The sequence below is a fragment of the Azospira sp. MPR-E4 genome (assembly GCF_058809645.1).
In genome coordinates this window covers 1-8,919 of record NZ_JBXAST010000085.1, presented here as the reverse complement: position 1 = coordinate 8,919, position 8,919 = coordinate 1, and the positions used below count along the sequence as shown (strand labels likewise).

General features: G+C 68.8%; 9 protein-coding genes. 7 read left to right on the top strand and 2 right to left on the bottom strand.

The genetic code is table 11. The annotated features are described in order from the left end of the window. The 3 genes from minC to minE form a co-directional block, all read left to right on the top strand. On the top strand, positions 1-367 hold a 367-nt coding region (gene minC / locus AC1RTA_RS15945), incomplete at its 5' end, for a septum site-determining protein MinC (protein WP_492785292.1). 46 nt (positions 368-413) lie between these two features. Further along, the gene (gene minD, locus AC1RTA_RS15940) at positions 414-1,226 is read left to right on the top strand and encodes a septum site-determining protein MinD (protein WP_014238467.1); all 813 of its coding nucleotides are present in this window, start codon (positions 414-416) and stop codon (positions 1,224-1,226) included. Between the two features lies 1 nt (position 1,227). Then, complete coding sequence (gene minE, locus AC1RTA_RS15935; protein ID WP_014238468.1) at positions 1,228-1,494, top strand: cell division topological specificity factor MinE; 267 nt, start codon at positions 1,228-1,230, stop codon at positions 1,492-1,494. 94 nt (positions 1,495-1,588) lie between these two features. Here the strand turns inward: minE and AC1RTA_RS15930 are convergent, their stop codons facing one another. After that, positions 1,589-2,446, bottom strand: coding sequence for a transporter (locus AC1RTA_RS15930; RefSeq protein ID WP_152089676.1), 858 nt, complete (start codon positions 2,444-2,446; stop codon positions 1,589-1,591). An 86-nt stretch (positions 2,447-2,532) separates the two neighbouring features. Continuing rightward, positions 2,533-4,083, bottom strand: coding sequence for a tetratricopeptide repeat protein (locus AC1RTA_RS15925; RefSeq protein WP_165397462.1), 1,551 nt, complete (start codon positions 4,081-4,083; stop codon positions 2,533-2,535). Between the two features lie 335 nt (positions 4,084-4,418). Here AC1RTA_RS15925 and AC1RTA_RS15920 point away from each other — a divergent pair, with 335 nt between their 5' ends. The 4 genes from AC1RTA_RS15920 (at position 4,419) to AC1RTA_RS15905 (ending at position 8,917) form a co-directional block, all read left to right on the top strand. Next, positions 4,419-5,405 (top strand): ABC transporter substrate-binding protein, encoded by a 987-nt coding sequence (locus AC1RTA_RS15920; RefSeq protein WP_492783524.1) that lies wholly within the window; start codon positions 4,419-4,421, stop codon positions 5,403-5,405. Positions 5,406-5,409: 4 nt separating this feature from the next. Beyond that, positions 5,410-6,228 (top strand): ABC transporter permease, encoded by an 819-nt coding sequence (locus AC1RTA_RS15915; protein WP_014238471.1) that lies wholly within the window; start codon positions 5,410-5,412, stop codon positions 6,226-6,228. A 2-nt stretch (positions 6,229-6,230) separates the two neighbouring features. Further along, positions 6,231-7,022: an ABC transporter ATP-binding protein gene (locus tag AC1RTA_RS15910; protein WP_014238472.1), complete on the top strand. Its 792-nt coding sequence runs from the start codon at positions 6,231-6,233 to the stop codon at positions 7,020-7,022. Between the two features lie 170 nt (positions 7,023-7,192). Then, the gene (locus tag AC1RTA_RS15905) at positions 7,193-8,917 is read left to right on the top strand and encodes a sensor histidine kinase (protein ID WP_492785291.1); all 1,725 of its coding nucleotides are present in this window, start codon (positions 7,193-7,195) and stop codon (positions 8,915-8,917) included. Positions 8,918-8,919 lie beyond the last annotated feature (2 nt).

The window sequence follows — 8,919 nt, the reverse complement described above, 5'->3', positions numbered from 1 at the left end:
CCCCGCCCCGGCAGCAGAAGCGGCCCCCAGCGGCACCCTGGTGCTGGACAAGCCCCTGCGCAGCGGCCAGCAGGTCTATGCCCGGGGCGGCGACCTGGTGGTGCTGGCCATGGTCAGCCCGGGCGCCGAGGTCATCGCCGACGGCAACATCCACATCTATGCCCCCCTGCGCGGCCGCGCCCTGGCCGGCGCCCGGGGCGACGCCAATGCCCGCATCTTCACCACCTGTTTCGAAGCCGAGCTGACCTCCGTCGCCGGGGTGTACCGCACCTTCGAACCGGGCTCGGAGAAGAGCCTCACCGGCAAGCCCGTACAAATCCGTCTGGAAGGCGAAAAGCTCGTGCTCGAAGCCCTCAAGACCAGCTGAACCCAAAATTTCCGACAACTCTTACTCTTACCAATCCAGAGGTCCCATGAGAATCATCGTCGTCACTTCCGGCAAGGGTGGTGTGGGCAAGACCACCACCAGCGCAGCCTTCGCCTCCGGCCTGGCCCTGCGCGGCTTCAAGACCGCGGTCATCGACTTCGACGTCGGCCTGCGCAACCTGGACCTGATCATGGGCTGCGAACGCCGGGTGGTCTACGACCTGGTGAACGTCATCAACGGCGAAGCCAACCTGACCCAGGCCCTGATCAAGGACAAGCACGCCGAGAACCTCTTCGTGCTGCCCGCCTCCCAGACCCGGGACAAGGACGCCCTGACCGAAGAAGGCGTGGAGAAGGTGCTCAAGGAACTGGAGCACATGGGCTTCGACTACGTGGTCTGCGACTCCCCCGCCGGCATCGAGCGGGGCGCCGTCATGGCCCTCACCTTCGCCGACGAGGCCATCGTCGTCTCCAATCCGGAAGTCTCCTCCGTGCGCGACTCGGACCGCATCCTGGGCATCGTCCAGTCCAAGTCCCGCCGCGCCAAGGAAGGCAACGAGGCAGTCAAGGAACACCTGCTGGTGACCCGCTATTCGCCCAAGCGCGTCGAGGACGGCGAGATGCTCTCCTACAAGGACGTGCACGAACTGCTGCGCATTCCCCTGCTCGGCGTCATTCCCGAATCCGAAGTGGTGCTGCAGGCCTCCAACCAGGGCACGCCCGCCATCCACATGAACGGCAGCGACGTGGCCGACGCCTACCAGGACATGGTGGCCCGTTTCCTCGGCGAGGAAGTGCCCCTGCGCTTCGTGGACTACGAAAAGCCGGGCATCCTGAAGCGCCTGTTCGGAGGCAAGTGACATGTCCCTGCTCGACCTTCTTTTTGGCCAGAAACAAAAGACCGCTTCGGTCGCCAAGGAGCGCCTGCAGCTCATCATCGCCCGGGAACGCAGCGGCGAGCAGAGCTCGCCGGATTTCCTGCCTCAACTGCAGCAGGAGCTGATCGCCGTCATCTCCAAGTACGTCAAGGTGAACCAGGACGACATCAAGGTCTCCCTGGAGAAGAAGAACAACTTCGAAGTGCTGGAAGTGAACATCGTCCTGCCGGAAGTGGGCCAGGCCCGCTGAGCCGGTCCGCCGCCAAGCAAAAAGCCGGGGCATGCCCCGGCTTTTTCTTTGCCCTGCGTTTGCCCCCGCCCCTGGCGGCAGGGGTGGCCCCGCCTCAGAAGAAGCGGGTCAGGCGGACCACCCAGCGCCGGTCTTCCAGGAGGCCGTTTTCCGTGCGGAAATCACCACCGTATTGCAGGGACAGCTTGCCGACGGGCGAGTTGGCAATCGCCGTGAGCTGGTAGCGCTCCAGCTGGGTGCGGTCGTTCTGGGCCACGCCCGCCACCCGGGTCTCGCCGCCCCAGGTGTAGAAATAGGTGGCGGCCAGGGCAAAGGTGGCATTGATGTCGTAGCGCAGGCCGGTCTGGGCGGTGTACAGCACCTCCTGGTCCTGCTCCCGGCGCAGGGGGCCGAATTCCTTGTTGGTGCCGGAGCGCATGCCGTCCACCGCGCCCATCCAGTGCAGATTGCGCAGCACGGCGGTCTGCAGGCCGACCTGCAGGGCCGTGCTGACCCGGTTGCTGCCCATGTTGAGGACGCGCCCCGCCTGGTAATCCCCGGTGGGCAGGGTCAGGTAGCCGCCCACGGCGAAATAGGTCTGGCTGGCATGATTGGCGTAGGGCCACACGGCCAGCAGCATGGTGGTGTCGCCGAAGCCCGAAGCCCCCGGCAGGCTGGACAGGGTGCCGCCCGGATGCAGGCTGCCGACGGGCTGCTGCAGATAGGAGAAGGCGGGCATGCCGCCCAGGTCGAAGGTGGCACCCAGGCGCAGCTGGGTCTGGGACAGGGTCACCTTGGGCTCGCCGGGCATCTTGCGGCCGCGGACGTACATGTCGCCCCGGTCGCTGTCCTGGTAGGCCAGCTGGATCATCCTGGTGCCGGAGGGTGGCACCTGCAGGTCCCCCGGCTGGAGGTCGATGGCCCAGGCGGCGGCGCTGGGCAGCAGCAGGGCGAGGTAGGTGAGTTTGCGCATGGCGCGCAAGTGTGGCGAAAGGCCCCCGGATAGGCAAGCTAGGGCCTTCCCCAGGGCAGGCCTGGCCCGAAGCCGGCAGCCGCGCTTCAGCCCCCGCGCCAGTCCGCCAGGGCGGCCGCCACTTGGGCCACGGCGCCGTCCCAGTCGCCCCAGGCCGGCTGGCGGAAGAGGCGCAGGCTGGCGTACCAGGGGGTCGCCGCCCCCTGCCGGCCCCAGCGCCATTCGCCGCCATGCTGCAGCAGCAGCCAGCAGGGGCGGCCGAGGGCGCCGGCCAGGTGGGCCACCGCCGTGTCCACGCTGATGACCAGGTCCAGCTGCTGCACCAGGGCGGCGGTGTCGGCCCAGTCCTCCAGCCATTCATCCACCCGCTGCAGCTGGGGCAGGGCGGCCAGGGCTTCCTGGTCGGCGGCGGGGATCATCTGCTGCAGGCAATAGAAGCGGCGCCCCGGCCCCAGCAGGGGCTGCAGCTGCGCCAGGGCAAGGTTGCGGCCGGCATCGCCGTCGGCCTTGGCCGACCACACCAGGCCGATGCGCCTGCCCTGGAAGGCAGGCAGGACGGGCATCCTGGCGGCACGCTCCGGGGATGCCCGTAGATAGGGCGTCCCAGGCCCTTCTTCGGGACGGCACAGGCCCAGGGCCAGGGGCAGGCTGAGCAGGGGACAGTGCAGGTCGTGGGGCGGCAGGTCGCCGCCCATGGGCAGAATCTCGATTCCCGGCCCCAGGCTGGCAGCCAGGGCGGCCAGGGACGGAGGCAGCAGCAACAGCACCCGGGCGCCGAGGGCGGCCACCCGGGGCACGTAGCGCAGGAACTGGAGGGTGTCGCCCAGGCCCTGCTCGGCCCACAGCAGCACGGTCTGCTCCTCGGGGGACTGCCGGCCCAGCCACAGGGGCGCGGTGCTGGGCAGCCAGGCGTCGGCCATCTGCCGGGTTTCCCAGCGCCATTCGTAGCGCTGCCAGCCTTCGCGCCAGCGCCCCAGGGCGAAGCAGCAGTGGGCCTGCTCCACCAGGGCCTCCGGGTGGTCGAGATGGAAGCAAAGCAACTGCTCGTAGCTGGCGAAGGCGGCCTCCCAGCGGCCCAGGGCCTGCAGCACCCGGCCCCGCTGCAGGCGCACCTGGAGATTGCCCGGTTCCCGCTCCAGGGCCCGGTCCAGGGCCGCCAGGGCTTCCTCGTGCCGGTACAGGGCGACCAGGGCCGCGCCCCGGCGGGCCTCCAGACCCCAGCAGCGGGGATCGAGCCGGCGGGCCTGGTCGAAGTCGGCCAGGGCGGCAGCCGCCCGGCCGGCGCCGAGGCGGATGTTGCCCCGCAGCACATGGAAATCCACGTTGTCCCGGTCGATCTCCAGCAGGGTGCCGTAGTGCTCCTCCGCCTCCTGCTGCAGCTGGCGGCACTGGGCCGCCGCCTCGCCGTCGTCCGGGGCGTCGCGCAGGTAGCGGCCGTAGGCGGCGATGGCTTCCTCGTAACAGCCCAGCTCGGCCATCAGGCGGGCGCAGTTGAGGTGCAGGGGATAGAGCCGGGGATTGACCGCCAGGGCCTGCTGCAGGCAGCCCAGGGCGGCCTCGGTGCGGCCTTCCTGGCGCAGGCTGGCGCTGCGCCCTACCAGGGCGATGATCTGTTCCAGTCCGTCGATGTGCGACATGCGTTGCCGGCTCCCCGTGCTTGCCATGACCGGCGCCGCCGGCTGCGCCGGGACGCCACCGGGGCATTCTTGGCCCGGGGGATGTAAATACGGGTTAAGCCCCGGGTAAATCCGGGTTAAGACGACGGCCAGCCCCGTGCGGAATCCCGGAACGGCCACCCCGGGGCGTGCGGCTTTCCGGAAAGCTCGAGGAGGCGCGGCACCCCGACGCTGAGCCAAATCTCTGCAAAAACAATCGCCTGCAAACTTTTCCGGCGGATGGCACGGTCCCTGCAAACAGGAGTCTCACAACCCGGCACTGCCGCCGGGGACATCCACCCTGTGAGGAGACTTCCATGCAACAACGCAAAGTTCTGGCTGCGGCCGTCACCGCCCTCTGTGCTTCCGCCCTGCTGGCCGCCGCGCCGGCCCGGGCCGAGGACGTGGTGCGCCTGGGCAACCTGAAGTTCGCCCACTACGGCGCCGTGTCCTACATGAAGGAGCTGTGCGCCAAGTACGACCTGAAGGTGGAGGAACGCATGTTCCCCAAGGGCCCGGACATCATGCCGGCCATCGTCGCCGGTGAGGTGGACATCGCCGCCCTGGCCTCCGACGGCGCCATCTCCGGCCGCGCCAACGGCGTGCCCATCTATACCGTGGCCGGCTTCGCCAAGGGCGGCGCCCGCCTGGTGGCCGGCGCCGATACCGGCATCAGGGACATCCAGGGCCTCAAGGGCAAGAAGGTGGGCGTCACCCGGGGCGGCGCCCACGAGCTGCTGCTCTACGCCGAGCTGGAAAAGGCCGGCCTGACCTGGTCCGACAAGCCGGGCAAGGACGTGCAGATCGTCTTCCTCGCCTTCGCCGACCTCAACCAGGCCCTGGCCGCCAAGCAGATCGACGCCATGTGCCAGTCCGAGCCCCAGTCCTCCCAGGCCCTCAACAAGAAGTTCGGGGTGGAGATCATGAAGCCCTACAACACCGCCATGGGCGAGCCGGTGCGCCTCCTGGTGATGACCGAGAAGCTCTACAACGAGAAGAAGGACGTGGCCCAGCGGGTCATGAAGTGCTTCGTCGAAGCCACCGCCCTGTTCAACAAGGACATGGCCCTGGCGGAGAAGTACGTGCGCGAGCAGATGTTCAAGGGCCAGATCAGCTCCCAGGACTTCAAGGACGCCATGGACAACGCCGACTACACCTACGACGTTTCCCCCGAGCACATCGACATCACCACCTCCTTCATGCAGAAGTACGGCGTCGGCCGCATGGCCAAGCCGCCCAAGGCCGCCGAGTGGGTCAAGCTGGACCTGCTGCAGAAGGCCAAGACCGAACTGAAGGTGAAGTAAGGCCATGCTGAAGAAACTGCAAGCCTTCGCCCACGGCGCCCTGGTGCCGGTGCTGGTGCTGATCCTGTGGGAGGCCGGCTCCCGGGCCGGCCTCTTCTCCGAGGTGCTGCTGCCCTCCCCCAGCGCCGTGGCGGTGAAATGGTGGGCCTACCTGCTGCCGACCCAGGACTACGTCCCGGGCAGCGGCAGCTACTTCACCTGGCTCATTTCCGGCGAGTTGCTGCACGACGCCTATTCCAGCCTCTACCGGGTCATCGTCGGCTTCATCATCGGCGCCGGCCTGGCCCTGCCCCTGGGCCTGGTGATGGGTGCCAACAACCGCATCTACGACCTGTTCAACCCCCTGGTGCAGATCCTGCGGCCGATCCCCCCCATCGCCTACATCCCGCTGGCGATCCTGTGGTTCGGCCTGGGCAACCCGCCGTCCTTCTTCCTCATCGCCATCGGCGCCTTCTTCCCGGTGCTGATGAACACCATCGCCGGGGTGCGCCACGTGGACGGCATCTACCTGCGGGCCGCCCGCAACCTGGGGGTCAATTACTGGACCATGTTCACCCGGGTGATCCTGCCCGCCTCCACCCCCTACATCCTGGCCGGGGTGCGCATCGGCATCGGTACCGCCTTCATCGTGGTGATCGTCTCCGAGATGATCGCGGTGAACGACGGCCTCGGCTTCCGCATCCTGGAAGCCCGGGAGTTCATGTGGTCGGACAAGATCATCGCCGGCATGATCACCATCGGCCTGCTGGGTCTGGCCATCGACACCGCCGTCAGCCGCCTCAACAACCACCTGCTGCGCTGGCACCGCGGCCTGGAGCACTAACCATGAGCGACATCCTGATTAAGGACGTGCAGAAGGTTTTCAAGACCCCCGGCGGCGACGTCACCGCCCTCAAGGACATCAACCTCACCGTCAAGCAGGGCGAATTCGTCTGTCTGCTGGGCCCCTCCGGCTGCGGCAAATCCACCCTGCTCAATGCCGTGGCCGGCTTCCAGCCGCCCTCGGCCGGCGAGATCGTCATCGAGGGCAAGAAGATCCTCACCCCGGGCCCGGACCGGGGCATGGTGTTCCAGGAATACGCCCTCTTCCCCTGGATGACCGTGGCCCAGAACATCGCCTTCGGCCTGCAGATCCAGAAGAAGGAGAAGGCCGAGATCGACCTGACGGTGAACCAGCTGTTGGACCTGCTGCACCTGAAGGACTTCCGCGACCGCTTCCCCAAGGACCTCTCCGGCGGCATGCGCCAGCGGGTGGCCATCGCCCGGGTGCTGGCCCTGGATTCGCCCATCATGCTCATGGACGAGCCCTTCGGTGCCCTCGACGCCCTCACCCGGCGCAACCTGCAGGACGAGCTGCTGCGCATCTGGGAGAAGCTGAACAAGACCATCCTCTTCGTCACCCACTCCATCGAGGAGTCCATCTACCTGGCGGACCGCATCGTGGTCATGACCTACCGCCCCGGCACCATCAAGCGGGACCAGTACGTCACCATGCCCCGGCCCCGGGATCCCTCCAGCCACGAGTTCAACGAGCTGAAGCGGGAGCTGGGCCGCCTGGTGATGGAGGAGCAGCAGCGCCACGCTGCCGACGAGCTGAAGCTGGCGGCGGTGGACTAGGCACCGCCGCGGGGGGCGGCGGCTGCCGTCCCCCGCTTTTTCTCCCCGCTTTTCCCGTCTTCCTTCCTTTGCGTCTGGCCGCCGCCGGGTCCGGGCATTAGCATAGGCGGCTGCTGCTGGGCACCGCCCTGCTCGCCGCCTGCCTGGTCTTCGGCTGGCTCGCCTACCGGGTGGCCCTGACCATCTTCCTCGATGGCGAACGGCAGAACGCCGCCCGCCGCCTGGAGTTCTACGCCCTTTCCCTGGAAGCCACCCTGGCCCGCTACGAGGCCCTGCCCGGCCTGCTGGCCCTGGAGCACAAGCTGCACGAACTGCTGGCCCAGCCCGCCGGCAGCGCCCAGGCCAAGGCCGCCAACGCCTATCTGAAGACCGCCCAGAGCGGCGCCGAGATCAGCGCCGCCTACCTCATCGACCGCCGCGGCCACACCCTGGCCGCCAGCAACTGGGACAAGGCGGGCAGCTTCGTCGGCCACAACTACGCCTTCCGCCCCTATTTCCGGGAAGCCATCAAGGGCAGCCTGGGCCGTTTCTACGGCGTCGGCGCCACCACCGGCGAGCCGGGCTACTTCCTCGCCGCCCCGGTGCGGGACGGCAGCCACGGCCCCATCGAGGGCGTGGTCACCATCAAGGTGAACCTGGCCCCCTTCGAATCCGCCCTGGCCAGGAGCGGCGACACCGTGCTGCTGGCCGACGACGAGGGCGTCATCTTCCTCGCCCCCAAGGCCGAGTGGCGCTACCGCACCCTGGCCCCCCTCTCCCCCCTGGCCCGGGAACGGCTGGCGGCCAGCCGCAAGTACGGCGACAGCCCCCTGGAACCCCTCATCAGCGACCGGGCCCTGGAAGACGGCAGCGTGCGCCTGGCGGTGACCGACCGGCGCCCCCGGGACCTGCTCATGGAAAGCCAGGCGGTGGGCCACCAGGGCTGGCGCGTGGTGCTCCTCACCGACCCGGCGGAGGCCCGCCGCAGCGCCCTCGGCGCCGGCTTCACCGCCGCCTTCGCCCTGGCCTTCGTGCTGGCCCTGGCGGCCCACCAGAACCTGCGCCGCAAGCGCCGGGCCGAACTGCACCAGGCCCATGCCGCCCTGGAGGCGGCCATCGCCGAACGCACCGCCGACCTGACCCGCAAGGTGGAAGCCCTCAAGCAGGCCGAGGCGATCCTGCACCAGACCCGGGACACGGCGGTGCAGGCCGGCAAGCTGGCGGTGCTGGGCCAGATGTCCGCCGGCATGAGCCACGAACTGAACCAGCCCCTGGCCGCCCTGCAGACCTTCTCCGACAACGCCGTGGCCCTCATGGACCTGGGCCGCCTGGAGGAAGTGCGGGAGAACCTGGCCATGATCCGCCAGCTCACCGCCCGCCTGGGGCGCATCGTCACCCAGCTCAAATCCTTCTCGCGCAAGGGCCCGGCGGAAAAGAGCCCGGTCCCCGTGGCCCGGGCCGTGGACAACGCCCTGCTGATCCTGGAACCGCGGCGGAGGGAGCTGCAGGCCGCCATCCAGGTGGCTCCCATCGCCCCGGAACTGGCGGTGCTGGCCGACACCACCCGCCTGGAACAGGTGCTGGTGAACCTGCTGCGCAACGGCCTCGACGCCATGCAGGAGCGGCCGGCGCCGCGCCTGCACCTGCAGGCCGAACGGCGGGGCACCCAGGTGCGCATCGCCATCCGCGACGAGGGCCCGGGCTTGCCGCCGGAGGTCCTGGCCCACCTGTTCGAGCCCTTCTACACCACCAAGCCCGTGGGCGAAGGCCTGGGCCTGGGCCTGGCCATTTCCCTGGCCATCGTCGAAGGCTTCGGCGGCCGCCTGGAGGGCAGCAACCGGCCGGAAGGCGGCGCCGAATTCGCTATCATCCTGGAAGCCGCCAGCGGCACCCAGCCAAACCCCACCCCCGCCTGACC